This is a genomic window from Zestomonas ipomoeae (genome assembly GCF_057128665.1).
Genome location: NZ_JBSKHQ010000014.1, coordinates 1 through 26605 on the forward strand (window position 1 = coordinate 1; position 26605 = coordinate 26605).

A 26605-nucleotide genomic window follows, 5' to 3' on the forward strand; every position below is an offset into this window, starting at 1 on the left:
CCGAAGCCGGCGTCGGCGTGAAACTGGCCGGCGACCTCGCCGCCAGCGCCGGGGACATCCAGATCGACGCCAACGGCCAGCTGAGCCTGGCGCAGACCGCGGCCAGCCGGGACATCGCCCTCAAGGCCGAGACCATCGAACTGGGCGAGAAGACCTATGCCGGGCGTAACGCCGAGCTGCACGCCGAGCGCGTGGCGGTGACGCAAAGCCTGGCCAGCGGCGGCGATCTCAAGGTCAATGCCAACCAACTGGACAACGCCGGCGTGCTCGAAGCCGGCATCCAGGCCGATGGCAGCCTGAACGCCGCCAGCACCCTCGAACTGAACGGTGGCACCCTCAGCAACCGCGGCCAGGTGGTCGCCCACGGCCGCCTGAGCACCGACCTGCAGACCCTCGACAACGCCGGCAGCACCCTGGTCAGCGCCGGCAACGCCAGCCTCAAGGCGCAGACCCTGAACAACGCCGGCGGCACCCTGATCGGCCAGCAGGCCCTGACCCTGCGCGGCGGCGAGCTGAACAACCAGGCCGGCACCCTGGCCAGCAACCAGACCCTCGACATCGCCCTCGACGAAACCCTGGACAACAGCGCCGACGGCCTTGTCCTGAGCAAGGCCGGCGGCCTGACGCTCCAGGCCAAGCAAGTACTCAACCAGAACGGCACCGTGCACGCGGACACCGGCAACCTCAAGGTGACGGCCGAGACGCTGGACAACCGCCAAGGCCAGGTCACTGCCGGCAACGGCGCGCTCACCCTTAACGTCGACACGCTGGACAATCAGGAGGGCCAGCTCATCGCCAACGGCGGCGCGCTGACTGTCACCAGCGCCACCACCGACAACCGCCAGGGCCGCATCCAGGCCGATGCAATCGACCTCACCGCGACCCAGCAGCTGAACAACGCCGACGGCGACCTGGTCGCCACCCAGGCCGCACAGACCCTGGTCGCCGGCCAGCTCGACAACCAGCGCGGCCGCCTCACCGCCAAGACCGGCCTGGCCGTCACGGCCGCCGGCCTGGACAACAGCGACGGCATCGTCGGCGCCGAGCGCATCACCCTCGATATCGACGGCGCACTGACCAATACCCGCGGCCTGGTCGAATCCACCACCACCCTCGACCTGCAAGCGGGCAGCGTCAGCAACGCCAGCGGCAAACTGCGCGCCCTGAGCGGCGCGGCCGGCAGCCAGAGCAGCTTCACCATCGCCGGCCAGTTCGACAACGACAACGGCCTGGTGGAAATCGGCAACGGCACCTTCAGCCTGACCAGCCAGGGCCTGAGCAACCAGGCCGGCAGCGTGCGCCATGTCGGCGACCAGGGTTTCAACCTGGCGCTGGCCGACGTCGGCAACGCCGGCGGGCGCTTCTTCACCAACGGCGTGCTGCAGCTGAACGTCGCTGACTGGTTCAACAGCAGCGAGCTGCAAGCGCAGAAGATCACCCTCGATGTGCGCAATTTCACCCAGACCGCCAGCGGCAAACTGCTCTCCGCCGAGAGCATCGTCGCCACCGGCGACACCTGGCACAACGACGGCAGCCTCGAGACCGACGGCGCACTGAACCTGACCCTGACCGGCGCCTACAGCGGCGCCGGCAAACTGCTCAGCCAGTCCGCCCTGACCTTCACCGCCGACAGCGCGCGGATGGACGCCGGTGCCGAGGTGCGCAGCGGCGGTAATGGCCAGATCAACACAACCGGCGCGCTGAGCAACGCCGGTACCCTGACCGCATCGGGTGACTTGGCGATCAAGGCCGCGAGCCTGACCACCCAGGGCACCCTGGGTGCCAGCGGCGTGGTGGATGTCGAGGCTGCGACGATTCATAACGAGCGCGGCCTGCTGTTCAGCGGCAGCAACATGCAACTGCTGACCGACAGCCTCACCAATCTCTATGGCGACCTCTACAGCCTGGGCTGGCTGAGCGTGGCCAAGGACCAGGCCGGCAGCTTCGCCAGCCTGATCGAAAACCGTTCGGGCGGCATCGAGTCCGCCGGCGACATGAGCCTGCGCGCCACCAGCCTGATCAACCGCAAGGAACAGTTCGCCACCAAGAAGACCCAGACCGCCGGCAGTGTCAGCGTGGTCTGCTACGACTGCAGCGGCGATCACCACAACGTCGACTACGTTGCCACCGAGTCGTTCAACATCGTCGTCGACCCGGACAAGGACTCGCCCGCCGCGCGCCTGCACAGCGGCGGTGACCTGGACGTGCGGGCCGGCGCGGTGGTCAACCGCTTCAGCACCTTGAGCGCCAGTGGCGATATCGACATCACCGCCACCACCCTGGAAAACACCGGCGCCGCCACCGGCACCAGCCAGAGGGTGCGGCGCTTCAACACCGGGCGCGTGACCGACGGCACCGACGAGCGCTTCCGCGATGCCTATGTCTACCCCTATAACGCCCAGGCGCTGCCCAAGACCCTGCCCAGCGCCTACTACCAGTGGGCCCTGGTCAGCGATATCGAGACCCAGAACAGCACCGGCAGCGGCGCCCCGGCCATCATCCAGGCCGGCGGCAATGTCAGCATCCAGGCCAGCCAGTCGATCAGCAACGCCTCGGTGCTGGACAACCAGGCGCCCCAGGCGGGCGCCGACAAGACCCAGTCCACCCAGGTCAACGGTAGCGGCCAGCCGCTGCTGGTGACGCTCAACGCCCAGTTGCCGGCCGACACCCGCCAGCAGGCCGTCGACCCGCTGGACCTGCCGGGCTTCACCCTGCCCCAGGGGCAGTACGGCCTGTTCCACCTCGCCACCGACCCCGGCCACCCCTACCTGGTGGTGACCGACCCGGCGCTGACCAACCTCAAGCAATTCCTCAACAGCAGTTACCTGCTGGACAAGCTCGGCTACGACAGCGAAGCCAGCTGGAAACGCCTGGGCGACGGCCTCTACGAGCAGCGGCTGATCCAGCAGGCAGTGGTCGCGCGCACCGGCAAGCGCTTCCTCGATGGCCTGGCCTCGGACGAAGCGATGTTCCGCTACCTGATGGACAACGCCATCGCCAGCAAGGAAGCGCTGAGCCTCTCGGTCGGCATCCGCCTGACCGCAGAACAGGTGGCGGCACTGACCCACGACATCGTGTGGATGGAGGAGCGCGAAGTGCTCGGCCAGAAGGTGCTGGTACCAGTGCTCTACCTGGCCCAGGCCAATGACCGCCTAGCGCCCAACGGCGCGCTGATCCAGGGCCAGGACCTGGCCCTGATCAGCGGCGGCGAGCTGAAGAGCAGCGGTACCCTGCGCGCCAGTCGCAACCTCGACCTCACTGCCCAGAACATCGAGAACAAGGGCCTGGTGCAAGCCGGCGAGCGCGTCTCGCTGCTGGCCATGGACAGCATTCGCAACGCCCAGGGCGGCATCATCAACGGCCGCAACGTCAGCGCCATCGCCCTCACCGGCGACATCAGCAACGAGCGCACCATCACCCAGGATCAGCGCAGCGGCAAAGGCTACAGCCAGACCACCAGCGTGGTGGACAAGGCGGCGCGCTTCGAAGCGGCCGACAAGCTGGAGATGTCCGCCGGCGGCGACCTGCGCAACATCGGCGGCGCCCTCAGCGCCGGTGGCAACGCCGATCTCAGCGCCGGCGGCGACGTGGTGCTCGGCGCCGCCCAGGCCGAAGACGGTCTGATGCGCAAGGACAAGCGCCACTACTGGAACAACTCGACCGTCACCCAGTACGGCAGCGATGTGCAGGTGGGTGGGGATCTGGCGGTCGAAGCGGGCCAGGACCTGACCGTCGTCGCCAGCAAGGTCAAGGCGGGGGGCGACATTGCCCTGACCGCCGCCGGCGACGTGACCATCGCATCGGCTGCCAACGAAAGCGATAGCGAGTACCGCTACAAGCGCGGCAGCCGTAAAACCATCAACAAGGAAAACCTGACCGTTCGCCAGCAGGCGTCCGAAATCGAAGCCGGCGGCGATCTGCTGATCAGCGCCGACAACGACCTGACGGTGAGCGCGAGCCGCCTGAAGGCGGGTGGGGACGCCCAGCTCTACGCGGGGAACGATGTAAGCCTACTGGCTGAGGCGGACCAGGATTACAGCTACTACGAGAAATCCCAAAAGAAGAAAAGATCGTTCGGCGGAAGCAGCAGCAAGACGGTTCGTAAAGAAAGCACGGCCGCTCGCCAGCAGGGCGTGGAGATCGAAACAGGTGGCGACTTGCTGATGAGCGCCGAGGGCGACATGGCCCTGGTCGCCAGCAAACTGAAAGCCGGTGGAGAGGCTTACCTTTACGCAGGGAACGACATCGGCTTGTTGGCGGCGGAGAACATCGACCAGAGCTCCTCCTACACCAAAAAGAAAAGCGGGGGCCTGTTTAGCAGCAAAAAATCCGCGCTCTCCGAGACGTCCAGCAGCCAAGCCGTATCGACATCCATTCAGTCCGGTTCCGACCTGACCCTGGTGGCCAATAACGACCTCGTTGCCCGTGGCGCGCAGTTGAGCAGCGCAGAGGCGATCACTCTGTACGCTGGCCAGAACCTTTTGTTGGACGCGGCGGAAAACACCGCCAGCCAAGCCAGCGGAAAATCCAAGAATAAGTTGTTTTCCAGCAAAGCCAGCACCAAGAGCAGCGAACACACCAGCCTGACTAGCACCAGCCTGGATGGCAAAAGTGTCGAGTTGTTGGCCGATAACGACATTACGCTGCGTGCCGCGGCGGTCCATGCCGAAAAAGGCATTCTTCTGGATGCCGGGCGCGATATCGCCATCAGCACGGCGCAGCAGAGCCAGCAGTCCAGTCAAGCCAGCAAGTCCAACAAGCTCAACTGGCACCTGACCGACTCCCTCGCCACCAATGGTTCGTTCACCTTGGAGAACAAAGCCAAAGGTGGGCAGCAAAGCTCGGTGCAGGAAGTGGGCAGCACCCTGAGTGGCGGCACCATCGATATCGACAGTGGTCGCGATACCAGCATTCGCGGCAGCACCTTGGTGGCTGACGGCGCTATTCGCATCGATGCCGCTCGTCACTTGAGTGTCGTCAGCGGCGAAACCCGTAACACGTCGAGCGCTAGCTCCAAAACCAAGAACACCGGTGAGATTGGCAACTGGTATCAGGGCGCCACAGGTGTCGCCAGCCTCAAAGAAAACAACACAAACAGCAGCGTCACCCAAACGGCCAGCCAGATTGCTTCCCTGGGAGGAGATGTCGAGCTAACGGCCGGCGAGCGCTACCGCCAGGTCGCCAGCCACGTAATAGCGCCGAACGGTGACGTCAGCATCATCGCTAAACAGGTCGACATCGAAGCCGGCTACGACAAACTCAGCGCCACCCAAAAGCAAAGCTCTAATCGCACCGCGGTGGGCGGCACCGTCAGCGTCCCGCTGGTGGATGCTGTGCGCAACATCCAACAGATGAGCGACGCGGCGGGCAAGACCGAGGATTCGCGCCTCAAGACCCTAGCGGCGGTCAATACTGCCATGGATGCTCAGCGGGGCTACGAAGCCGCGCAGGCCATGGGGAGCGGTAACCTCACCGGCATCAAGATCAGCGTCAACCTTAGCAACAGCAAGGGCAGCAGCAGTAGCTCCCAGTCCGGGCAGAACGTGGTGGCCAGCACCATCGCTGCCGGCGGCGACGTCAATATCAGTGCGGTTGGTGATGGCAAGAACAGCAACCTGAACGTGGTCGGCAGCCAGATTGATGCGGCCCATGACGTCAATCTCAAGGCTGGTGGCGACATCAACCTGCTCTCGGCCCAAAACACCGCACAGTTGCATGGCAAGAATGCCAATAGCGGCTGGAGTGTGGGCGTTGGTTTCGGCTTGGGGTCGCAGAACGGCTTTACTCTCGATTTGGCTGCGAACAAAGGCAAAGGCTACAGCGAGGGTGAGAGCGTTACTCACAGCAACGCTGCCGTGCGTGCGGGCGACACCGTCAACCTGATCAGTGGTGAGGACACCACTCTCAAAGGCGCGGTAGTCAGTGCCAACCAAGTGAAAGCCCAGGTTGGCGGTGACCTCAATCTGGCCAGCCAGCAAGACATCGACAACTACAAATCCAAACAGCAAGACGCCAGCGTTGGTGTCAGTCTATGCATCCCGCCGTTCTGCTATGGCGCATCAAGCAGCGCCAACGCCGCCTTTAGCCAGCAGAAAATCGACAGCCGCTATGCCAGCGTGACCGAACAGACCGGCATCAAGGCCGGCGACGGTGGCTTTCAGATCGATGTGAAAGGCAATACCGACCTCAAGGGCGCGGTCATCGCCAGCACCGATAAAGCCGTGGCGGACGGCAAGAACAGCCTGACCACCGGCACGCTGACCCACTCCGACATCAAGAATGAGGCCGAGTACAAGGCCACCAGCTTAAGCCTGAGCGGGGGCTACAGCGGCAACGCTTATGACAAGCAAGGCAACGTCATCAAGGGCGCGGATGGTAAGCCGCTGCACGAGCCTGGCGTTACCGCCGGTACACCGATAGCGCTCAGTGCCAGCGATAAAGACAGCAGCAGAACCCAGAGCGGCATCAGCGGCGGCCAGATCACCATCACCGACGAGGCCAGGCAACGGCAGCTGACAGGCGAAAGCGCAGACGAAGCGGTTGCAGGGGTCAATCGTGATGTGTCCAGCGACAAGGATGGCAGCAACACCCTCGGCAAGGTTTTCGATCGAGAGGAGATCGAAGCAGGTTTTGCGATTACCCGCCAGTTCGTGCAGAACGTTGGTACCTTCCTGGCCGAGCGAGCGCAGGAGTCGACGAACGCCAAGAGGGAATTGGCTGCGGAAATGGCTAGGCCGGAGCAGGAGCGCGATCCGCAGAGAATCGACCAGTTGAAACGGGCGATTGCGGAAAACCAGACGTGGGAAGTCGGCGGTACCGGCCGCACCCTGATGATGGCCCTAAGTGGTGCGGCAGGTGGCAACGTCACGGGCGGTAGCTCCCAGTTTCTGCAAAGCGCCGCTGTCAATTACCTGCAAGCGTTGGCCGTAGAGCAGGTCAAGCATGTCGCCGACAGCCTTGACTCCGAGGCCGCACGCGTAGCGCTACATGCCGTAGTGGGTTGCGCAGGGGCGGCTGCGCAGAATCAGAGTTGCAGTTCAGGTGCGCTGGGCGGTAGTGCGAGCGTCGTGCTCAATAACCTGCTGAATAGCCTGAGTGGCCTGGACGCATCGGGCATGACCGATGAAGAAAAGCAGACGCGTTTGAACCTGATCGGCAATCTGGTAGCTGGTATCACGGCTGCGGCTGGAGGTGATGCAGCGGTAGCGGCGAATGCGGCACAGATCGAGACGGGGAATAACTATCTGACCCCCACTCAGATTCAGAAATTCGTAGGGCGTGCTAAAGAGTGCAAGTTCGATAATAGCTGTGACCAAGTTATTAAAGCGTTCCGTGAGCTCAGCCTGCAACAGCAGGACAAATTGATTGTTGAGTGCGCTAGCAGTCCGGCAGTTTGTCAAGAAAAATATGGTGATATAGTTTCCGGCAGCTTGCTGGTTAGGCGGGTGATTGACTCGTCTTTTAAGGAAGACATTCCTTGGCAGATGAAGGCAGATATGTCTGCACTGCTTATGCAGCAGATAGAGGCAGAGGGTGCTGTATCTAATGCTGCCTATGCGCAACATCTTGAAGAGAAGTATGGTTTAGACGCAGAAAAGGCCATGCTGATTGCCGCTGGCATATCTGCGGCTGTTTCGGGAGGACTGGTGGGTAAGGCTCTGCTTAGCAGAGCGCCAAGTATATCGCGTAGTCAGCTCGCTGAGCCTTTAGGGGAAGGCGGGTTTAAAAAAGTATTTGCATATGGAAAGGATAAAGTTGTTGCGCTAGTTAAACCCGGAAAAAGTGCGGACAGTTTAACCAAGGAGTTAGAAGCCCTGAAGAAGCTGGATGAGCTCGGATTGCCCACCGTTAATGCAAAGATGATTAAGGTTGATGGCGAACCTGCTCTATTAATGGATCGGTTTGCTCAAGGCTCAAAGGATGTCGTGAAAACTATTCCTGGGAAGGGGCCAAGAATAGTTGGTGAGAGTGAGTTGCTAAACCAGAGAAGCATTAATGATCTGACAAATATAAAAAATATTCTGCTAAGCAAAAAGGTGAGTGTTGATGACTTGCAGTTTCTTATCGCAAGAGATGGTAGAGTTGTTATCGCTGATCCGGTCAAGGTAACGCCAGGGAAAGTGCCGTCAGCGAGCAATCTAAAAACAATAGATCGATTAATTGAGGCGGCGAGGAGGAACTTATGATCTCGGATGAGGAGTATAGGGTTCCGTCTAGCTGTGCGGATCTCTTGATGTCAATCAAAGAGGAGTCAATTATGCGGATAGTTAGGCTGGTGATGCCTGAGGATGGCGAGCCTAACCTTTGTTCAGCTGAGTCTGCTGAATATGCATTCTCACACTACGCCTTTGGACCGCTTTTAATATATTTTAGCTCCGGCAGGGTTGTTGGCTTAACCAGTTCTGATGAGTTGGTATCAGTTTGCTTAAGGATTGAGGGCGACCATGATCGTGCGGAGGTTATAGAAAAGGATGATCAATACTTAGCAATTGATGTCGCAGAGTTTGGTTTTAATTTTTGGAAGGAGTTTATTGGTAGAAAGGTCACTCAGATAGAGTTGTATTTAAGGGGGGTGGATGGGCTGGCAAAAGACTACTTGCCCAATGAGGTTGGCTTGAGATTTTATTGCGAGGGTAATCATTCATTTGTTGTTTCGCATGGCCTTACGAATGCAGTTGATAATTTCGCTGTGACAAAACCGGAAGAAGTGGATTTCAAGCTTGTCAGCAAGGTTGTCTATATGTGATAGCCAAGTAGGGACAATGGGGTGTCCCGTCCTAGGAAATAATAGGGGACACCCATTAGCCGGACCTTCGTCAAGGCCGAAACCATGCATGCCCTGCCGTTGATTTTCGGCAGGGGGTTCTCCGTTTCCAAACCTGATCGGTTGATCCGGTCGAGTCCGTTTCCTCATTCCTGGCTACGACCGAGTCGTGCCTGTCACCCATATGGATCAAGCGGCAAGGCTGGTTCTACTGCCTGCCGCCCTGGCGGTGATCCGCCCCAGAGAAACGTTGGTGCCGCCGTAGTGTCCGGGCATCATCACAGACCTGTGGCTCACGCATCGCGTGTCCAATCCCCAACTGGCTCACCCGGCAGACGACCCGGATACAACAACCCTCAGGCGGTGACAGCAGGCCTCCACTCAGACCACTTGGCTCGCATCCAGTCCCCTTGCCGGCTGACCTGCTGTCACCTTACTCGCCGCTCAGGCGAAACAGCGCTTTGCATCAAATGGCTGTTGCTCCTTGAGCATGAAACAATAGGGGACAGACCACGTTTTCTTTGAGTGTAATCGTGGTCTGTCCCCTATTATTCAAGCTCTTGGTCTGAGAGATTTGGCAAGTCAGTTAAGCAAGCGGGCCGGGCGTGAAGTCAATTTCATGATTTATGACTCTGCGGCAACAGCTGCAGGTCGAGCTCCAAGCGTGGTTCTGCCTAAATGACTATTGCGTACGATCTATATGGTGTGACTGGGTTAAGCCTTCTTCAGGCGAAGGATCGCGTGGAAGAAATCCTTAGGATTTCCTTTGAGGAAAAAGAAAGCACCTATCAAGGCGGTATTTACTATTTATGGGGGTATAGTGATGCGGAGCACTATGTTATCAAATTAAATCTTGATCCGTTTGATGGTGAGCCGGTTGAGCAGGATTATCCGAGCTTTCCCGTCTTGCTCTACATAAATGAAACAGCGCGTTCATCCTCTATAGAGCGGATCGTTAGGAAAGACGGCCTCTTTCATTTGCTCAGGCATGAAGTTTTTTGAAAAATAGGGTGAAAAAAGGGGGCGCCCATTAGCCGGCCTAGCGTCAAGAACAATAGGGGATAGACCACGTTTTCTTTGAGTGTAATCGTGGTCTGTCCCCAATTGTTCCTCCAATTGTTCTTGGCCTGTATATCAAGGTAAGTAGTTAGTCTATGGAATCGGGAAAACTGTATTTAGTCAGATTGCAGGTGGCTCAGCAGTTTGGGATCTCCGCTAGTGATCTAGGTGAAGACGTTCGTGCAGTTCCTAAGCAGGGCCCTGGTGTAAGGGAGGTGACAGCTTGGTTCTCTGACGATGTTGGCTGTCCGTCTTCCGCGCAAACATGGATTGACCGACTTAACGCAGTGGATAAAGGAGAGGCGCAGGAGGGATATCTAGGGACAGGGAACGCTCACCATGTTCGAACTGTCGGGGGAAGGGTCTTTATTGAGTGTGAATATGTCGATGAAATGAAAGTTCTTGTTGAGAACTCCCAGATTATTCAGGTGCTAGAATTTTATGTGAGGTTGTTGGAGGGTGGAGGGTGGAGGGGGAGACCAGTTCAACGTTCCATCCTATATAGAGTTTGAGTGCGAGAGTGAAGGTCAGGAGGCTCTTGATTGTTACTTGGCTATGGGCGGGGGGGGCTGGGTTTTAGTTATGAAAATGTTGCGAAGAATAATCATAAGGTGAACTCAAAGAGAAAAAGTAAGAAAAGACAATAGTGTCCTGATCCGGTCCTGACCAAAAAGAGCAAGGCAATAGGGGCAGACCACGTTTATTTATCTAGGATTGTGGGCTCTATGGAAGGAGGTCTTTATGCCACGTCGGGCGCGCATTTCATTGCCAGGAATTTCACTCCATCTGATTCAGAGAGGAAATAATCGTTCAGCCTGTTTTTACGCCGGTGAGGATTATCTTTTTTATCTGGATGTATTGGTGGATGTACGGACCGGAGACATGGTGGACACATGTGCGGAGACATGGTTGACGGATTATGCATCGTTTAGGACCGCTTCACGCAGGTCGATCTGCATCAGCCGGTGATGAAGAAAATACACGCCGTACACACCGTCGGTATCGCTGTCGGGGCGGATGGCCACCTGCTGACCGCGTAGCGAACTGGACAGTTTGTAGCTGCACCCTCTGAAACGGATCATTCCCAGCGCCTTGGCTGTCACCACCGTATCGTCCGGTCCGTACTCCACCTCGGACAACTGCGCGGGGTAGGCCCGCGGACTGATCCGGTAGCGCGTTGCAGGAGTGGCCATGCCTAGGGCTTCGTGTGGCCGCTGGTGGTTGTATATCTCGCGCCAGCGGTCGAAGGCATCCTGGGCCTGGCGCAGGCTATGAAAACTGCGGCCATTGAGAACTTCGGCCTTAAGCGAGCGATGGAAACGTTCATCCTTGCCGTTTGTCTGTGGATGGTAGGGCCGGCTGAAGCTCAGGCGTATACCCAACCGAATCAGCCAGATGGCGAGTTCGGTCAGTTGCCCAGGCTGGCTCGGGGCGCCCCAGGGCGCGCCGTTGTCAGTATTGATACGCACTGGCAAGCCGTAGCGCTCGAAAATCTGGATCAGATGGTCCTGCACAGTGTCGTGGCGTTGGCAGGCGCAGGCGTGGAGGCCCAAGTTGAAGCGCGAGTGGTCATCCAGCACGGTCAGCGGATGGCAGGGCCCTTCGGTGGTCTGGAAATGCCCCTTGAAGTCCATTTGCCAGAGGTCGTTGGGGGCGGCGTGCTCGAAGCGCTTCCAGGGAGTGGCCGCTTGCGAGGCCAGGGAATCGATCAGCCCATGGCGATGCAGGATACTGGTGACAGTGCTGGGGGCGAGGGCTGGATATCCCAGGTCTTGCAGGCGCCGGCTCAGCTTGCGCCCTCCCCAGTACGGATGGCTCAGACGCAGCTCTACAACGAGCGATTCCAGCCCGATAGGCGTGAGGCACGGACTGGTCTTCGGACGTTTGGAACGGTCGGCCAAGCCAGCGCGTCCCTGCTGCTCATGCCGGGCCAGCCATTTGTAGGCGGTTTGCGGGCTGATACCAAAGCGTCGGCATAGCTCGCGGCGGTTAGCTCCCTCTTGCTGGGCTAACTGGACAAACTCTTCTCGTAGGCTCATGGCGTCTTTTGTGTTCCAGGGCATGGTCGTCGGCTCGGCAAGTCACTGCCGAATGTGTCAACCATGTCTCCGCACACCTGTCACCTATGTCTCCGGTCCGTACAGGTGGAGCAAGCAAAGAAGCATGTATGTGCGATCCATGCATGGTGCCTGATGACCAATCATGTTCATTTATTGGTCACGCCCGAAGGCCCTGATAGTGCAGGGCTCATGATGAAGGGGTTGGGGCAGCGTTATGTGCAGTATGTCAATCGTACTTACCGCCGTAGCGGTACGCTTTGGGAAGGTCGTTTCCGCTCTTGCCTCATGCAGGAAGAGGCTTATGTGCTGGCCTGTTATCGATACATTGAAAAAGCAATAGGGGACAGACCACGTTTATTGATCTAGGGATTGTGGGCTCTATGGAAGGAGGTCTTTATGCCACGTCGGGCGCGCATTTCATTGCCAGGAGTTTCACTCCATCTGATTCAGAGAGGAAATAATCGTTCAGCCTGTTTTTACGCGGGTGAGGATTATCTTTTTTATCTGGATGTATTGGTGGAGCAAGCAAAGAAGCATGGATGTGCGATCCATGCATGGTGTCTGATGACCAATCATGTTCATTTATTGGTCACGCCCGAAGGTCCTGATAGTGCAGGGCTCATGATGAAGGGGTTGGGGCAGCGTTATGTGCAGTATGTCAATCGTACTTACCGTCGTAGCGGTACGCTGTGGGAGGGTCGTTTCCGCTCTTGCCTCATGCAGGAAGAGGCTTATGTGCTGGCCTGTTATCGATACATTGAGATGAATCCTGTACGTGCCGGCATGGTTGAACACCCAGCTGAATATCGCTGGTCGAGCTACCGGGCGAACGCCCAGGGTGAACCCTCAGCGCTGCGCTGCCCGCACCCTGCACGTTTTGAGCAAATGCACTGGAGCCACAGGGGCTCGGCCTGGCCTGGAGTCACCTTCTGCCTGCCAAAAGAACTCATTCGCCCAACGGCACCTCAACCACATGGCACTCCGCCATCCAGTGGCTAGGCTTCAGCTAGTTCGGGCGCTCGCGAGGGCGGTGGTCTTGTGCCTTGCCCGGCGTCGGTTCGGCGTCGAAGGGGGCGATATGGGGTGCGAGTGGCGGGTGCGGCTGGTGTGCGGCGGGTTGTTGCTGCAGATGTGCATGGCCGGGCAGGCCGCGGTGTTTTCCGGCACGGATTCCGCCGGCAGCGGGGCGATCGACAATACCAGCGGTTCGCTGATTTTCAACGACCAGAGCACGGCGGGCAGCGCGACCATCACCAACGATGTCGCGGGGACGGTGCAGTTCAACGACCAGAGCACCGCCGGGCAGGCCAGCATCACCAACATCGATGACTCGGTGACCGAGTTCAACGACCAGAGCTCGGCCGGCAGCGCCACCCTGGTGAACCAGTTGGACGGCAGTGTCGAGTTCCATGGCGACAGCAGTGCGGGCAGCGCGACCATCGTCAACGAGAACGGCGGCTCCACGCAGTTCCACGACAACAGCACGGCGGGCAGTGCCCGGCTGGTGGCCAATGCCGGCGGCTCCGTGGAGTTCTTCGGCGGCGGTTCGGTGAGTGCCGGCTCCATCGAGGGGGCGGGGGACTTTTACCTGGGCTCGGTGCTGCTGAGTGTGGGTAGCAACAACCTGTCGACCGTGATGGCCGGTACGCTGCACGGCGGCGGTGCCAGCGGATTGCTGAAGGTGGGCACGGGCACGCTGAGCCTGACTGGCGACAGCAGCGATTTCTACGACGGCGCCATCCGTGTCGAGGGCGGGCTGATCAAGTTCACCAGCGCCGACAGCCTGGGCAGCAACCTCAGCCTGATCACCCTGGACGGCGGCGGGCTGCAGTGGGCGCCGGGCAATACGGACGACATTTCCGACCGTCTGCAGCCGCTGGGTGCTGCCGGCGGCCGCTTCGACACCAATGGCAATACGGTAACCCTGGCGACCGCGCTCAGCGGCGCCGGCGCGCTCATCAAGCTGGGCGCCGGGGTGCTGCAGTTGGATGGCGCCAACAGCTACGGCGGTGGTACCTGGGTGGAGGCGGGCTCGTTGTTCCAGGGCTCCAGCGGCGCCTTCGTCGGCAATGGTGCCTACACCATCAACGGCGGGGTGCTGGAGTTGAACGACTTCGACCTCACCATGGCTTCGCTGGCCGGCAGCGGCGGTAGCCTGGACCTGGGCGGCGCCCTGTTGACGGTGGATCAGGCGAGCGATACCAGCTTTGCCGGCAGCATCGTCAGCACGGGCGGGCTGATCAAGTCCGGCGGCGGGGCCCTGGTGCTCTCCGGCAACAGCACCTTTGGCGGTTTCACCCTGGTCAGCGGCGGTACATTGCGGGTCAACGGTGCTCTGGCGTCTACGGTGCAGGTCGGCAGCGGTGCCATTCTCGGCGGCTCGGGCAGTGTCGGCGCGGTCGTGGTGGATGCCGGGGGCATCCTGGCACCCGGCAATTCCATCGGCACGTTGACCATCAATGGCGACCTCACCTTCGACAGCGCCTCGGTGTATCAGGTGGAGGTGGACCCCGCCGGCAATACCGATCGTCTCATCGTCACCGGGCAGGCCAGCCTGGCGGGTACCGTGCAGGTGCTGGCCGGGCCGGGCGCGTATGCGCTGGGCACCACCTACAGCATCCTCAGCAGCGGTAGCTCGCTGCTCGGGCAGTTCGATGCGGTGACCAGCAACCTGGCGTTTCTCGACCCCAGCCTCAGCTACAGCAGCAACGAGGTGTTCCTGACCCTGCTGCGCAATGACGTGACCTTCGAGAGTCTGGCGCAAACGCCCAACCAGCGTGCCTTCGCCCAGGGTGCCGCCAGCCTGCCGCCGAGTAACGAAGTTGCACGGACCCTGCTCAATCTCAGCATCGAGCAGGTCCCGGCGGCCTATGACCGGCTGTCCGGCGATGCCCACGCCAGTTTCGCCACCGCGCTGCTGCTCGATGACCTGAGCGTGCCCTGGGTGCCGCTGGAAAACCTTGGCGCCAACCTCGACGATCCGCAGCGCGCCCTGCCGTTCTGGGTGCAGGTTCAGACCGGCCACCAGCGCACCCGTGATGACGGCAACGCCGGGCTGGTGGTGGTGGATCAGGACGGCGTCCTTATGGGCAGCGACTGGCCGCTCTTCGGCGGCTGGCGCATGGGCGTGGCGGTCGGCTATGGCGATCAGCAACTGGGCGTGAGTTCGCGCAGTGCCGATGCCGACGCGGGTAGCTACCGTTCCGCCGTTTATGCCGGCAACCAGTGGCCTGTGCCGGGTGGCAAGCTCAGGTTCGCCCTAGGCGCCAGCTACAGCGTGCATCAGGTGGATGGCCGGCGCAGCCTGCAACTGGTGGACGGACCACAGCGTCTGGCGAGCGACTACGACGTCGGCATCGCCCAGGGCTTCAGTGAGTTGTCCTGGCGCATGGGCGACGATCAGCAAGCCTACCTGGAGCCGTTCGCGCGCATGGTCAGCCTGGAGCAGCGGGTCGAGGGCTTTCGCGAGCAGGGCGGCAGCGCCGCGCTGAGCGCCTCCAGCCAGGCGACCCAGGTGCTCAGCTCGACCCTGGGCAGCCGGGGGCAGCAGAAGACGCAGCTGTTCGGCCGCGAGCTGATCCTCAAGGGCAGCTTGGCGCTGCGCACCCTGCAAGGCGACTTGCGCCCCGAACTGGAGCTGCGGCTCGACGAGGGCGAGCCGTTCCGGGTGCTGGGTACGCGTCTGCCGAGAAGCAGCGTGCTGTGCGACCTACAGGCCGACTACGCCATCGCTCCGGGTATCGGCCTGGACCTGCGCTACCAAGGCATGAGCGGTTCGGGCAGCGCGAGCAACGCCCTGGCCGCGAGCCTGCGCTGGCGCTTCTAGGAAACACTCCGGGCGAAGGCCAGACACCGCTTGAGGATGCGGCTGGGCTCTTCCTGGCGCGACTGGCGTCTGCTCCTCAGTCTTCCGGATGCAGCACCGCATGGAGGAATTCCTTGGTGCGGGCGTTCTGCGGCTCGGTGAAGATCTGCTCCGGCGGGCCTTCTTCGCGGATCGCGCCCTGGTCGAAGAAGCACACGCGGTCGGAGATGCGCCGGGCGAAGTCCATTTCGTGGGTCACCAGCAGCATGGTCAGGTCGTGTTCCTCGGCCAGGCGCTGGATGACCTTGAGCACTTCGCCCACCAGTTCCGGGTCGAGGGCGCTGGTCGGTTCGTCGAACAGCATGATCTGCGGGCGCATGGCCAGGGCGCGGGCGATGCCGACCCGCTGTTGCTGGCCGCCGGAGAGTTGCGGCGGGAACTTGTCGGCCTGGTCGCTCAGCCCGACCATGTCCAGCAGTTCCTCGGCACGCGCGTTGGCTTCCTTGCGCGACAGGCCGAGCACCCGTACCGGCGCCTCGGTGAGGTTGCGCCGTACGGTCATGTGCGGGAACAGGTTGAACTGCTGGAACACCATGCCCAGGTTGCTGCGCATCCGGCGCAGGTGGGCTTCGCTGGCCGGCACCAGCGTGCCGTTCCTTTCCTCGTGCCAGAGCGGTGTGCCGTCCACGTAGACGACGCCCGCGTTGATCGGTTCGAGGGTCATCAGTACCCGTAGTACGGTGGACTTGCCCGACCCGGAGGGGCCGATGATGGTGACCTTCTCGCCGCGCTTCACCTCGAAATTGAGGTTGTCCAGCACGGTGTATTCGCCAAAGCGCTTGGTCACGTTCTCGAAGCGAACCAGGGTGTCTGTCATTTCAGCGGTATCCCACGTTTAGGCAAGCGGACGTCCAGGGTCCGTACCAGGTAAGCGGCCAGAAGGGTCAGGAGCAGGTAGAGCGCGCCGACCATGGTCAGCGGGATCAGGTACTGGAAGGTGCGGTCGCCGATGATCTTCGCCACGCTGAGCATCTCCAGCACGGTCACCACCGACAGCACCGGCACGTCCTTCATGATCGAGATCAGGTAGTTGCCCAGCGCCGGCACGATGCGCGGCAGCGCCTGGGGCAGGATCACCTTGACGAAGGTGTGCGCCGGCGGCAGGTTCAGCGCCCGTGCTGCCTCGCGCTGGCCGCGCGGCACGGCCTCCAGCCCCGCGCGGTAGACCTCCGACAGGTAGGCGCTGTACTGCACGCCGAGCGCCACCGCGCCGGTCAGGAACGCCGGCAGCAACAGGCCGTATTCGGGCAGCACGAAGTAGAGGAAATACAGCTGCACCAGCAGCGGCGTATCGCGGAAGAACTCGACGATCAGCGCGGTTGGCCAGGCGACCAGCCGTGAGCGCACGCCGCGCAATGCCGCGAAGACCAAGCCGAGAATGGCGGCGATGACGAAGCCCAGCGCCGCGGCCTGCAGGGTGACGACCATGCCGCGCAGCAGGATCGGCAAGATGGAGAGGGCGAATGCCAGCGGCGAGCTGGTATCCCAGTGGTAACCGAACAGCATCAGCGGGCCCCCATTTTGCGCCAGCGGCCGACCCAGCGCTCGAGGACTTTCATCAGGGCGCTGAGGGCCAGGGCGAGGCCGAAATAGAGGAACAGCGTCATGCCGTAGATGGTGGTGCTGTCCTGGGTGAGGTTGCGCAGGTTCTCTGCACGGAAGGCCAGGTCGCTGAGGGTGATCAGCGACACCAGGGCGGTGTCCTTGAGGTTCTGCACCGCCAGGTTGCCGAACGACGGCATCATTTCCGGCAGCGCCTGTGGCAAGGCGATGCGCCACAGGGTCTGGCGCGCGGTGAAATTCAGTGCCTTGGCGGCTTCGAGCTGGTTCTTCTGCACCGACTTCACCGCGCCGCGCACGACTTCGGCGCCATAGGCGCCGATGTTCAGCGACAGGGCGAGAATGCCGGCGGTCACCGGCGACAGCCGCACGCCCAGCAGCGGCAGGGCGAAGAAGATCCAGAACATCTGCACCAGCAGCGAGGTGCCGCGGAAAATCTCGATATAGGAGACGGAAACGGACTTCAGCAACGGGTTGGCGGACAGCCGGCCCAGGCCGAAAACGAAGGCGCAGAGCGCACCCAGCAGGGTCGACCACAACGTCAGTTGCACGGTGACCCATGCGCCCTCCAGCAGGGGCGGCAGGTAGTCCCACATGAGCGGTGAACCTCCAGGCGAACGCGGGGGTTGAGAAGGGCGCCGCCTGGTGCGGCGGCGCCGCTTGCCTTAGCCGGCGTTACACAGCTGCTCGGTGGTCTTGGCGAACGAGCCCTGGATATCGGCGGGGGTGAAGCCGTACTTCTGCAGGATGTTCTTCCACTCCTCGGTCTGCTTGAACTGGGTCAGTTCGGCGTTGAAGGCATCGCGGAAGTCCTCCGAGCTGTTGGCGAAGGTGAATCCGCCCCAGCTGCGCACTTCGCTGCCGTCGATAACCGGGTCTTCGAACGGCTCGGCCAGGGCCACCGCATCGCTCATCTCGGCCAGATGGCTGGCGGTCAGGCCGGTGCCGGCATAGGCGGCAGCGCGGCCGGTGGAAACGGTGGAGATGGCATCGGAATTACTGTTGATGGTGACCATGTTCGCCTCGGGCACGCCCAGCTTCTGCAGCATTTCCAGCTGGTCGGCGCCGGCCATGATGGCCACTTTCAAATCACCCTCGGCGAACTGCTTGTAGCCGTGCAGATCGTGGGGGTTGCCCTTCTGCACCAGCAGGCCCTCGCCGTAGCTGGTGTTGGGCTCGGAGTAGATCACTGCCTTGCAGCGCTCCGGAAGGATCGCCATCTCGGCGGCCACCATGTCGAATCGCTCGGCCTTGAGCCCCGGGATCAGCGAGCCGAACTGGGTCACCACCCATTGCACCTCGTCGATGCCCATGCGCTTGAGCACCTCGGTGGCGACGGCCGGCCCGGCGCCTTCCGCCTCGCCCTTGGCGTTGACGAAGCCGTAGGGAATCTCGTTGGCGACGGCCACGTTGACGAAGCCTTTGTCCTTGGCCTCCTGCAGGGTGATCGCACTGGCGCCCGTGGCAAACAGGCTGGCGAATGCGACGCCCAGGGCGCCGGCAATAAGCTTTGATTTGAAATGAATGGTCCGCATGTTGTTCCCCTTTTTCTTCTGTTTTCTCCAGAAAATACCGCTTACATGTTCAGCGGCGATAATATTAGCCGGGTGAAATTCTTAGGCAGTAATGCTTTGATGTCAAACGACTTGCGCAGGCGGTCGGTTGAGCAGGACGCGGAGTGGCGCGAGCAGGGCGGTCCTTTCCGGCCCGTATAGCGGGTGGCGCACCGGGTGTCGGCGCGCTGCGCGGGAGCGTGCCAGGCAGGCGAAATCAGTCCATGGCGGCGGCAGGAAGGCCGCTGGCGTCTGCATCGCCGGTGAGCGGTTGGCATCCGCCGGAGAACGCCTGGGGCTGGCAAGGCGAGCCCCGGCGGTCGCTTCAGGCCGCCTTCAAGCGGCGATTGAGCTGGTCGCTGCGCTGGACGAGGTGGGTCAGCGCGTGCTCCAGTACGTCCGCGTCGAGCTCTGCCTGGGTCAGCGCGACCTGGAAAATGACCGTATTCAACTGGCTGTTGATGGACAGGCTGCCCCAGTGGGTGCCTTTCTCGACGCAGTTGAGTTCCAGCAGTATCGAATACAGCGCCAGCTTGGCTTCGTCCTGCTTCGGCAGCGGCATCAGCGGTGTGTACACATAGAGCCTGTCCGTGGCGGCGTTCACTTCCAGGTACAGCTCCTGCCCCGTCTTCAGCTTGAGGCCGGCGGTGCCCAAGGGTTCCAGGCGCAGGTTGGCGATATTGAAGCGGCGGGCAATGACCGGCAGTACGTCTCGGTTCAAGGCATCAATCACGGCGATTCTCGCTGTAGTCGGTGGGTGGTGCTCAGGAGCTGGATGTCTTCTGGTTGAAGTCTTCGATCTTCTGTTTGGCCAGGTCGAAGGCGGGGGTCGGACCGGAGTCGCCGCCGCGCATCCTGTCGATCTCGCTGCCCAGGTCGTGCATCTGATAGGCGGCGTTGGCGCCCCCCAGTATCTGGAAGCCGAAGCCCGCGCCCATCATCACCCCGCCCAGTACTTTCGGGACGGGATGCGGTATGGCGCCGACCACCCGCCCGGCGGTTGAGAGCCCGCGTCCGACCACGACACCGGTCGCCACGGAAGACGCCGCCTGGGTGGTTTTGCTGTCGACCACCCGGTCGAAGGTGTCCTTGAGTTCGGCCTTCTTGTGATCGGATGCGGTGGCGACGGTGTGCGCCGCATCGCTGGTCTTCGCCAGCGCGTCCGGTGCCTTTCTCAGGGCCTCCAGGGGCGACAGGTTGGCCAGCGCGTGTTTCGCCGCCGCGCCGCCAACCTCGGCCACGTCGCTGGCGCTCACCGAGTCCAGGCCGCCGTTGGCGTAGAAGGTGCCGGCCTCCTTCGCGCCCCGTACCCCTTCGCGCATCTTTTCGAAACTGGGCACCTCGCCCTTCATCATCCGTTCCAGTGCCTGGGCTCGGCCGGTAAACGCGCTGGCGGCGCCGTCGCTCAGCGGCGTTTCGGAAATATGGGGCTTGAGCTTTTCGATCTGCTGATCGATGCGCCGGTCGCCATGGCTTTGCGGCTGCTGCAGGACGCCGGGGCAGGGGGTGGTACTCGCGCCATGCAGCGCGCTCTGCGGGTCTTGAGAACGGCTGGCCGCCCCCGGCCCCGCGGTTTCTTGCACCTGGGAGGGCCTGGACTGCCCCTGGATTGCCCTGAACATGACGCCTCCTGAGCGGGTTGTGGTGGCCAGTGAGTGGCAGCAGGAGGAAAAGGGTTCCACCGGGCGATTGCACGGGCGCGGCGCGATGGCTGGAAGTTGCCCGGCGCAGGGCGCAGAATCCCGCACCCTTGTCTGTCGTCGTGGAGATCGATCATGAAAAGAGCCTGCCTGCTCGCCGCCGTTACCCTGGCATCGGCCTGCACTACCCAGAGCCCGGTGGACCGCACGAACGCGGCCGATTCGCCGGAAACCCCGGCCATCGCGGCGTTCCGCGACATCTGCCTGCGCAAGGCGCCGAGCTTTGCCGGTGCAGAGCTGGCCGCCAGGGAGCATGGCGTCATGCAGATGCAGGACATGGGCTTTCTGACGCTGGGCATGACCGATGACAAGAGCCTCGGCGTGCAGGTCAAGGCCGGCAAGGAGTGCGCCGTGACCACGCCGTCGCAGAACGACGACGGCCTCACCATACGGATGCTGAAGGCGGCGCGGGCGCTTTCCAGCACGCCGGTAGGGGAGTCGGTCCCGACGATGATCACGCTGGGCGACCAGCGCTTTATCCTCACCCACGACCGCAGGGGCGGCGAAGCCTTCGTGCTGCTCAAGGCGGAGCAGTGAGCGGTTCCTTCCCTGTAGCCATTCGGGAGTAGTACGGCATGGACCTGATCTTCCTCGGCACCTCCTCCGGCACGCCCACCCGACAGCGCAATGTCACGGCCCTGGCCCTGCAGGAGGAATCCGGCGGCGCCTGGTACTTGGTGGACTGCGGCGAGGGCACCCAGCACCGCTTGCTGCAGACCTCGCTGTCGCCCATGGACCTGGAGGCGATCTTCATCACCCATGTGCACGGCGATCATTGCTACGGCTTGCCGGGGCTGCTGGCCAGCGCGGCCATGCTGGGGCGCAAGCGGCCGCTGACGCTGGTCGCGCCGGCGGCCATCGAGTCCTGGTTGCGGGCAACGCAGGAGCAGACGCAATTGTTCCTGCCCTACGAGCTGCAATTCATTGCGGTGGAAACCCAGGGGCAGTGGGCGAACGAGCGGTTCCAGGTCGAGGCCTATCCGCTGTCCCATCGCGTACCGTCGTTCGCCTACCGCTTTACCGAGATCAACCTGGCGCCCAGCCTCGATACGGCGAAGCTCGCGGCCGAGGGCGTCGAGGCCGGGCCGGTGTGGGGCAAGCTGCACAAGGGCATCGACGTGACGTATCAGGATCGGCTGTTGCGCAGCCGCGACTACCTGTATTTCCCCCACCCGCCGCGGTGCGTGGTGGTGGGCGGCGACAACGACCGTCCCGAGCTGCTGCGCGATGCCTGCGCGCAGGCGCAGGTGCTGGTACACGAAGCGACCTACACGCAGGACGTGGCGGCGAAGGTCGGCGATGTGGGGCACAGTGCGGCGGCGGCCGTCGCCGCGTTCGCGCAAGCGGCCGCACTGCCGAGTCTGGTTCTCACCCACTTCAGCCCGCGCTACCAGGCCGATAGCGACCGCTCGCCCTCCATCGAGGACATTCGGCTGGAAGCGGCGCAGCATTACCAGGGGCGGCTGTTCCTGGCCGAAGACCTGGCGCGCTACCGCCTGAGCCGCGCCGGCGAGCTGGCGCGGGCGGACCGGTGAAATCGCAAGCAGGCCTCTCCGGGGCGCTGCGCCCCTTGTTGGGCTTCGCTGCGCTCAGCGCCAACCTACTCGGATTCAGGTTTTGGCGAGCGTCTCGCTAGTTGCGCATCAATTCCCTGACCAACCGGCCCGACGTGCTCAACTGGCTGCTCGACCAGCCGCCGGTGGGGCTGGCGCCGGGGGCGAGGGCGGCGGAGGTTTCGTTCTTGTCCGCCAGCGACCAGTTCACCCAACTGATGTTGCGCTGGTTGAGGAAGTCGATCCAGGTGCGCGTGTCGTTCTCGTACACGCCGCCGTCGCCGCTGGCCTGGGAGGTGCCCCACTCGGAGACGAAGATCGGCGCGCCGAGGTCGCGGGCGTAGTCGATGCGGTTGCGCAGGTACTGGCCGTGGGTGCCGGCATAGAAGTGCAGCACATACAGGAGGTTGCCCTGCGGTAGCGGGTTCTCGGCGGCGTGGTGGATGTCCTGGCTCCAGGTGCCGGTACCGACCAGGATCAGGTTGTCCGGGTCGACCTGGCGGATGGCGTTGATGACGTCCATCGCATAGGGGCGGATGTGCTGGTTCCAGTTGACGTTGCCGTTGGGCTCGTTGGCGATCTCGTAGATCACGTTGGGCGTGTTGCCGTAGCGCTGGGCCATTTCCTTGAAGAAGGCGATGGCCTCGGTCTTGTGCATGTTCGGGTCGTTGTCGTAGAGGATGTGCCAGTCGATGATCACGTACAGGCCATGCTCGATGGCCGCGTCGACGGTTTCGATGACCTTGTTTTTGATCGACGGGTTGCTGATGTAGCCGCCCTCGGCGGTGTACATCGCCGCGCGCACCACGTTGGCTTTCCAGTCGTCCCGCAGCCATTTGATGCTGGCGCTGTTCATGAACTGGCCGAACCAGTGCAGGCCGTGGGAACTCATGCCGCGCAGCTGCAGCGGTTGGCCGTTGGCGTTGACCAGGTCGACGCCGTTCACCCGCAGCTGGCCATTCTGCGCCACCGGTGTGGTGGCCGGCGGCGTGCCGCCGTCCTGGGTGGTGGCGCTGGCGGACTTGACGTACAGGTTGCGGTCCTCGCCGTTGGCGTAGTGGTCGTTGGTGAAGGCGATGCGCAGCGGCTGATTGCCGGGCATGCCGCTGACGTCCAGCCTGAAGGTCTTCCAGGTGCTGCTGCTGACGGTGAAGGTGCGGATCGGGCTGCCGCCCACCGAGACCACCATGCGCGGCCAGGCGCCGGCGGCGTAGTCGCCCTTGGCGACGATGGTCAGCCGGCTGGGGTCGGTGAGGTTGAAGCCGTGCTCGATATAGCCATTGGACCAGATGTTCCAGCTCTGCTCCGGTCCGGCGCCGCCGGTGGATTTGCTGGCGAAGGCGATGCCGTTCACCGTGGTGGTCTGCGCGGCGCTGGTCGCGACCGCTCGGGTCTCGGTCGCCGCCAGGGGGCTGCGGTCGACGATCGACTCGGCGTGCGCCAAGGGGAAGAGGCCGGTGGCCAAGAGCGACCAGAGCAACCCGCGCATGAAGGAAAGATGAGGCATGGTGAAGGACTCCCGTGGGGGTGACTGGATCGACGGGGCGCCGTCCGCGTGAGCGTTGACTGGTCCGTCCCGGCGAGGTTCCGGGTCGCGTGTCGGGAATGCGCTGCCGTAGAGGGTTTGTGCCAGCGTTGCGGATGAGCGGTCGTGATGGCAGGCGCCCCGCACACATTCAGAGAGGGCGGGGGCGGGTAATCAGCCGCCCGTCGCGTGGCGGAAACTGGCGCCGACCGCGACTAGCGCATATATACAGTAGGGCAGTGGTGACGGACCTTATCCCGGGCCCATGTGCTGCGAACCCCATGACCGCTCCGCTCGCGCGCTAGGAGCCCCGGCCTGCTATGTCGTTGCCACCCATGTCTACCGTGCCGTTGAAGATCCTGTTGCTGACCCTGGCCTATGTGATTGCCGGGCGCCTTGCGCTGATGCTGGCGATTCCACCGGGCTTCGCCTCGGCGATATTCCCACCCGTGGGCATCGGCCTGGCTGCGGTGCTGATCTGGGGCTATCCGATGTTGATCGGTGTGTTCCTGGGGTCGGTCCTGCTCAATCTCAGCGTCGCTCCCGGCGGATTGATGCAGTGGGGGCTCAATGACCTGCAGGTCGCGGCGGGCATCGCCTTCGGGTCCACCTTGCAGGGGCTGGTCGGGGCCTGGTCGATCCGCCGCGTGGTGGGCTTTCCCAACGGGCTGACCGAGGAGCGCAGCATCTTTCTGCTGCTGTTGCTGGGTGGGCCGTTGGCCTGTCTGCTCAGTGCCAGCGTCGGCGTTGGCGGGCTGTATTTGAATCAGGTCATCGCCGCGGATGACGTCTCGTTCAGTTGGTGGACATGGTGGGTGGGCGATAGCATCGGTGTGCTGATTGCCACCCCGCTGATGTTCATCCTGTTTGCCGAGCCCAGGCAGCTGTGGCGCAACCGAGCCGGTAGCGTCGGCCTGCCGCTGCTCATCAGCTGTGCTCTGATGGTGCTGGTCTTCGTGTTGGCCAGCGACGCGGAACAGAAGGACCTGCGCCAGCGCTTTCACGTGCAGGCCAAGCTGATGATCGCGACACTCAAGTTCCGCTTCGAGCTCTATGCCAAGACGGCACAGTCGATCGAGCGCCTGTTTGCCGCTTCCGAACATGTCAGCCCCAGTGAGTTCGCGGCCTTCGTGGCCAGGTTGCCGGATACCTACCCGGGCATTACTGCGGTGAGCTGGGACCCGCTGGTGAGCGGTCGACAGCGGGCGACCTTCGAGGCGCGGATGGCCGCCGAGGGCCTCACCGGCTTCCGCATTCTCGAACCCGATGGCAATGGAGGCCTGCGGGTGGCGAGCCAGCGCGACAGTTACGTTCCGGTGGCATTCATCGCACCGATGGAAAGCAATGCCCGGGTACTGGGCATCGATGTGGCGGCGTTCCCGCATCGTCGCGAAGCGCTGGATCATGCCAGGGACACTGGCGTCACCGTGATGACCGCGCCGATCACCCTGCTTCAGGACGTCAGCGCCCCCCAACCGGGGGTCCTGCTGCTGCAGCCGGTCTATGCCGGCCCCTGGCCGCAGGACGAGTTTGAGCGGCGGCAGCGCCTGCAAGGGTATGCGGTGGTGGTGCTGCGCCTGGCCGCGCTGATCGATGAAGCGCTCAAGGCTTATCCCCGGGATGGCTACCAGTTGCAGTTGATGGATGTTTCCGAGGCAGCGCCCCAGCGGCTGTACGGCCCGGACGAGATCAACCTGCCGGACTACGCGCGCGCGTTGATGCTGGTGGATCGCTTGCACGTCGGAGGCCGCGAGCTACGCGTCGCCATCAGCCCCACCGAGGCCTTCCTGCGTCGTAACCACGGCCTGCAGCCATGGGCGATGCTGGCGGGCGGGCTGTTGCTGTGCAGCTTGCTGGGAGGCTTCCTGTTGAGTATCACCGGGCGTGCCGAGCAGGTTCGCCACCTGGTGCGACAGCGGACGCTGGAGCTGGGGGCGATCCTGGAGAACGCTGCCGAGGGCATCCTGATTTTCGATGAACAGGGGCGGATCGAGCAGGCCAATCCGGCCAGCGCCGCGCTGTTCGGCCATGCCCAGGAGCGGATGATCGGGCGCTCCCTCGCCGAACTGATGCCGGCGCTACGCCTGGAAGAACTCCCGGAGTCGGACGAGCAGCTTGGCAAGCCCCGCGAGGTCGCTGCCCGGGGGGCCAATGGCCAGTCGCTGGACCTGGAAGTCAGCCTGAGTCGTTATGAACTGCCGCGGCGCCTGCGCTATATCTGCCTGCTGCACGACATCAGCGAGCGCAGGCAGGTCGACCGGTTGAAGAGCGAGTTCGTTGCCACCGTCAGCCATGAGCTGCGCACGCCGCTGACCTCGATCAAGGGGTCGCTGGGTCTGCTCGCCGCGGGAGCGGTCGGGCAGTTGCCCGAACAGGCACAGCAACTGGTGACTATCGCCCAAAGCAATTCGGAACGCCTGATCCACCTGGTCAACGATCTCCTCGATATCGAGAAGCTCGAGCTGGAGCAGACGAGCCTGGAGCTGAGCCGCGCCGATTTGCGCCCCCTGTTGCAGGAGGCGCTGTTGCATAACCAGGGCTACGCCGAGGATTTTCAAGTGACGCTGTTGCTGGATGACAGCGCTCTGCCTGCCGAGGTGCCGGTAGAGGTCGACGAGTTGCGCCTGCAGCAGGTGCTGAGCAACCTGATTTCCAATGCGGTGAAGTTTTCTGCCTCCGGGGGAGAGGTGGAAATCACCGCGCACCTTGTGGGCGACCAGGTGCGGGTGCAGGTGCGGGACCATGGGCCGGGCATCGCCGACGAGTTCCGTTCGCGGATCTTCCAGAAGTTCGCCCAGGCCGATGGCTCGGATAGCCGCCGGCAGAGCGGCACGGGCCTGGGCTTGAGTATCTGCAAGATGCTGGTCGAGCGTATGCACGGGCAGATCGACTACACCAGCGTGCCCGGCGAGGGCAGCACGTTCTTCTTCGATCTGCCGGTGCTGCCGTCGTGAGGCTCTCTGCGA

The 26605-nt window shown here is 62.5% G+C and carries 17 protein-coding genes and 1 pseudogene; 10 read left to right on the plus strand and 8 right to left on the minus strand.

What is annotated here, in order from left to right; all coding sequences use genetic code 11:
• Nucleotides 1–197: 197 nt before the first annotated feature.
• The 4 genes and pseudogenes from ACWKV7_RS15450 to ACWKV7_RS15465 form a co-directional block, all read left to right on the plus strand.
• Nucleotides 198–671: pseudogene (locus ACWKV7_RS15450) on the plus strand (hypothetical protein); the annotation flags it as partial.
• Between the two features lie 18 nt (nucleotides 672–689).
• Entirely contained in the window at nucleotides 690–8186 is a 7497-nt protein-coding gene (locus ACWKV7_RS15455; protein WP_483858689.1) for a hemagglutinin repeat-containing protein, read from the plus strand.
• Nucleotides 8183–8746, plus strand: coding sequence for a hypothetical protein (locus tag ACWKV7_RS15460; RefSeq protein ID WP_483858577.1), 564 nt, complete (start codon nucleotides 8183–8185; stop codon nucleotides 8744–8746). The genes ACWKV7_RS15455 and ACWKV7_RS15460 overlap by 4 nt, the downstream gene beginning before the upstream one ends.
• A gap of 696 nt (nucleotides 8747–9442) precedes the next feature.
• Nucleotides 9443–9766: a hypothetical protein gene (locus ACWKV7_RS15465; protein WP_483858578.1), complete on the plus strand. Its 324-nt coding sequence runs from the start codon at nucleotides 9443–9445 to the stop codon at nucleotides 9764–9766.
• 974 nt (nucleotides 9767–10740) lie between these two features.
• Here the strand turns inward: ACWKV7_RS15465 and ACWKV7_RS15470 are convergent.
• Nucleotides 10741–11886 (minus strand): IS481 family transposase, encoded by a 1146-nt coding sequence (locus tag ACWKV7_RS15470; RefSeq protein ID WP_483858579.1) that lies wholly within the window; start codon nucleotides 11884–11886, stop codon nucleotides 10741–10743.
• A gap of 39 nt (nucleotides 11887–11925) precedes the next feature.
• Here ACWKV7_RS15470 and ACWKV7_RS15475 point away from each other — a divergent pair, with 39 nt between their 5' ends.
• The 3 genes from ACWKV7_RS15475 (at nucleotide 11926) to ACWKV7_RS15485 (ending at nucleotide 15709) form a co-directional block, all read left to right on the plus strand.
• Entirely contained in the window at nucleotides 11926–12249 is a 324-nt protein-coding gene (locus ACWKV7_RS15475; RefSeq protein ID WP_483858580.1) for a transposase, read from the plus strand.
• Nucleotides 12250–12279: 30 nt separating this feature from the next.
• The gene (locus ACWKV7_RS15480; protein WP_483858581.1) at nucleotides 12280–12882 is read left to right on the plus strand and encodes a transposase; all 603 of its coding nucleotides are present in this window, start codon (nucleotides 12280–12282) and stop codon (nucleotides 12880–12882) included.
• Between the two features lie 79 nt (nucleotides 12883–12961).
• The gene (locus ACWKV7_RS15485) at nucleotides 12962–15709 is read left to right on the plus strand and encodes an autotransporter outer membrane beta-barrel domain-containing protein (protein WP_483858582.1); all 2748 of its coding nucleotides are present in this window, start codon (nucleotides 12962–12964) and stop codon (nucleotides 15707–15709) included.
• 76 nt (nucleotides 15710–15785) lie between these two features.
• Here the strand turns inward: ACWKV7_RS15485 and ehuA are convergent, their stop codons facing one another.
• From ehuA to ACWKV7_RS15515, 6 genes are all read right to left on the minus strand, one after another.
• Nucleotides 15786–16565: an ectoine/hydroxyectoine ABC transporter ATP-binding protein EhuA gene (gene ehuA / locus ACWKV7_RS15490; protein ID WP_483858583.1), complete on the minus strand. Its 780-nt coding sequence runs from the start codon at nucleotides 16563–16565 to the stop codon at nucleotides 15786–15788.
• Nucleotides 16562–17254 carry an ectoine/hydroxyectoine ABC transporter permease subunit EhuD gene (gene ehuD, locus ACWKV7_RS15495; protein ID WP_483858584.1) on the minus strand — a complete coding sequence of 231 codons (693 nt, stop codon included), beginning with the start codon at nucleotides 17252–17254 and terminating at the stop codon, nucleotides 16562–16564. The genes ehuA and ehuD overlap by 4 nt, the downstream gene beginning before the upstream one ends.
• Nucleotides 17254–17904 (minus strand): ectoine/hydroxyectoine ABC transporter permease subunit EhuC, encoded by a 651-nt coding sequence (gene ehuC, locus ACWKV7_RS15500; protein ID WP_483858585.1) that lies wholly within the window; start codon nucleotides 17902–17904, stop codon nucleotides 17254–17256. The genes ehuD and ehuC overlap by 1 nt, the downstream gene beginning before the upstream one ends.
• A 69-nt stretch (nucleotides 17905–17973) precedes the next feature.
• On the minus strand, nucleotides 17974–18843 hold the full coding sequence (ehuB, locus tag ACWKV7_RS15505; RefSeq protein WP_483858586.1) for an ectoine/hydroxyectoine ABC transporter substrate-binding protein EhuB: 870 nt from the start codon (nucleotides 18841–18843) through the stop codon (nucleotides 17974–17976).
• Between the two features lie 343 nt (nucleotides 18844–19186).
• Nucleotides 19187–19594, minus strand: coding sequence for a CesT family type III secretion system chaperone (locus tag ACWKV7_RS15510; protein WP_483858587.1), 408 nt, complete (start codon nucleotides 19592–19594; stop codon nucleotides 19187–19189).
• A 31-nt stretch (nucleotides 19595–19625) separates the two neighbouring features.
• A complete protein-coding gene (locus tag ACWKV7_RS15515) occupies nucleotides 19626–20483 on the minus strand; it encodes a hypothetical protein (protein WP_483858588.1) in 858 nt (285 codons plus the stop codon).
• 153 nt (nucleotides 20484–20636) lie between these two features.
• Between ACWKV7_RS15515 and ACWKV7_RS15520 the strand changes: the two genes are divergently transcribed.
• Together ACWKV7_RS15520 and ACWKV7_RS15525 are read left to right on the plus strand one after the other, a co-directional pair.
• Complete coding sequence (locus ACWKV7_RS15520; protein ID WP_483858589.1) at nucleotides 20637–21098, plus strand: hypothetical protein; 462 nt, start codon at nucleotides 20637–20639, stop codon at nucleotides 21096–21098.
• Between the two features lie 38 nt (nucleotides 21099–21136).
• Nucleotides 21137–22096: a ribonuclease Z gene (locus tag ACWKV7_RS15525; protein ID WP_483858590.1), complete on the plus strand. Its 960-nt coding sequence runs from the start codon at nucleotides 21137–21139 to the stop codon at nucleotides 22094–22096.
• 97 nt (nucleotides 22097–22193) lie between these two features.
• Here ACWKV7_RS15525 and ACWKV7_RS15530 read toward each other — a convergent pair whose 3' ends face one another.
• Complete coding sequence (locus ACWKV7_RS15530) at nucleotides 22194–23621, minus strand: cellulase family glycosylhydrolase (RefSeq protein WP_483858591.1); 1428 nt, start codon at nucleotides 23619–23621, stop codon at nucleotides 22194–22196.
• Nucleotides 23622–23959: 338 nt separating this feature from the next.
• Between ACWKV7_RS15530 and ACWKV7_RS15535 the strand changes: the two genes are divergently transcribed.
• Nucleotides 23960–26593, plus strand: a complete 2634-nt coding sequence (locus ACWKV7_RS15535) for a CHASE domain-containing protein (RefSeq protein WP_483858592.1) — start codon at nucleotides 23960–23962, stop codon at nucleotides 26591–26593.
• The last annotated feature ends 12 nt before the right edge of the window (nucleotides 26594–26605 follow it).

Excerpts from the sequence above, each read along its gene's own strand:
- ehuC (WP_483858585.1), bottom strand. The coding sequence starts at position 17,904 with ATGTGGGACTACCTGCCGCCCCTGCTGGAGGGCGCATGGGTCACCGTG.
- ACWKV7_RS15515 (WP_483858588.1), bottom strand. The coding sequence starts at position 20,483 with ATGTTCAGGGCAATCCAGGGGCAGTCCAGGCCCTCCCAGGTGCAAGAA.
- ACWKV7_RS15535 (WP_483858592.1), top strand. The coding sequence starts at position 23,960 with ATGTCGTTGCCACCCATGTCTACCGTGCCGTTGAAGATCCTGTTGCTG.
- ehuB (WP_483858586.1), bottom strand. The coding sequence starts at position 18,843 with ATGCGGACCATTCATTTCAAATCAAAGCTTATTGCCGGCGCCCTGGGC.
- ACWKV7_RS15520 (WP_483858589.1), top strand. The coding sequence starts at position 20,637 with ATGAAAAGAGCCTGCCTGCTCGCCGCCGTTACCCTGGCATCGGCCTGC.
- ACWKV7_RS15480 (WP_483858581.1), top strand. The coding sequence starts at position 12,280 with ATGCCACGTCGGGCGCGCATTTCATTGCCAGGAGTTTCACTCCATCTG.
- ACWKV7_RS15465 (WP_483858578.1), top strand. The coding sequence starts at position 9,443 with ATGACTATTGCGTACGATCTATATGGTGTGACTGGGTTAAGCCTTCTT.
- ACWKV7_RS15470 (WP_483858579.1), bottom strand. The coding sequence starts at position 11,886 with ATGCCCTGGAACACAAAAGACGCCATGAGCCTACGAGAAGAGTTTGTC.
- ACWKV7_RS15460 (WP_483858577.1), top strand. The coding sequence starts at position 8,183 with ATGATCTCGGATGAGGAGTATAGGGTTCCGTCTAGCTGTGCGGATCTC.
- ACWKV7_RS15485 (WP_483858582.1), top strand. The coding sequence starts at position 12,962 with ATGGGGTGCGAGTGGCGGGTGCGGCTGGTGTGCGGCGGGTTGTTGCTG.
- ACWKV7_RS15475 (WP_483858580.1), top strand. The coding sequence starts at position 11,926 with ATGTCTCCGCACACCTGTCACCTATGTCTCCGGTCCGTACAGGTGGAG.
- ehuD (WP_483858584.1), bottom strand. The coding sequence starts at position 17,254 with ATGCTGTTCGGTTACCACTGGGATACCAGCTCGCCGCTGGCATTCGCC.
- ACWKV7_RS15525 (WP_483858590.1), top strand. The coding sequence starts at position 21,137 with ATGGACCTGATCTTCCTCGGCACCTCCTCCGGCACGCCCACCCGACAG.
- ACWKV7_RS15530 (WP_483858591.1), bottom strand. The coding sequence starts at position 23,621 with ATGCCTCATCTTTCCTTCATGCGCGGGTTGCTCTGGTCGCTCTTGGCC.
- ehuA (WP_483858583.1), bottom strand. The coding sequence starts at position 16,565 with ATGACAGACACCCTGGTTCGCTTCGAGAACGTGACCAAGCGCTTTGGC.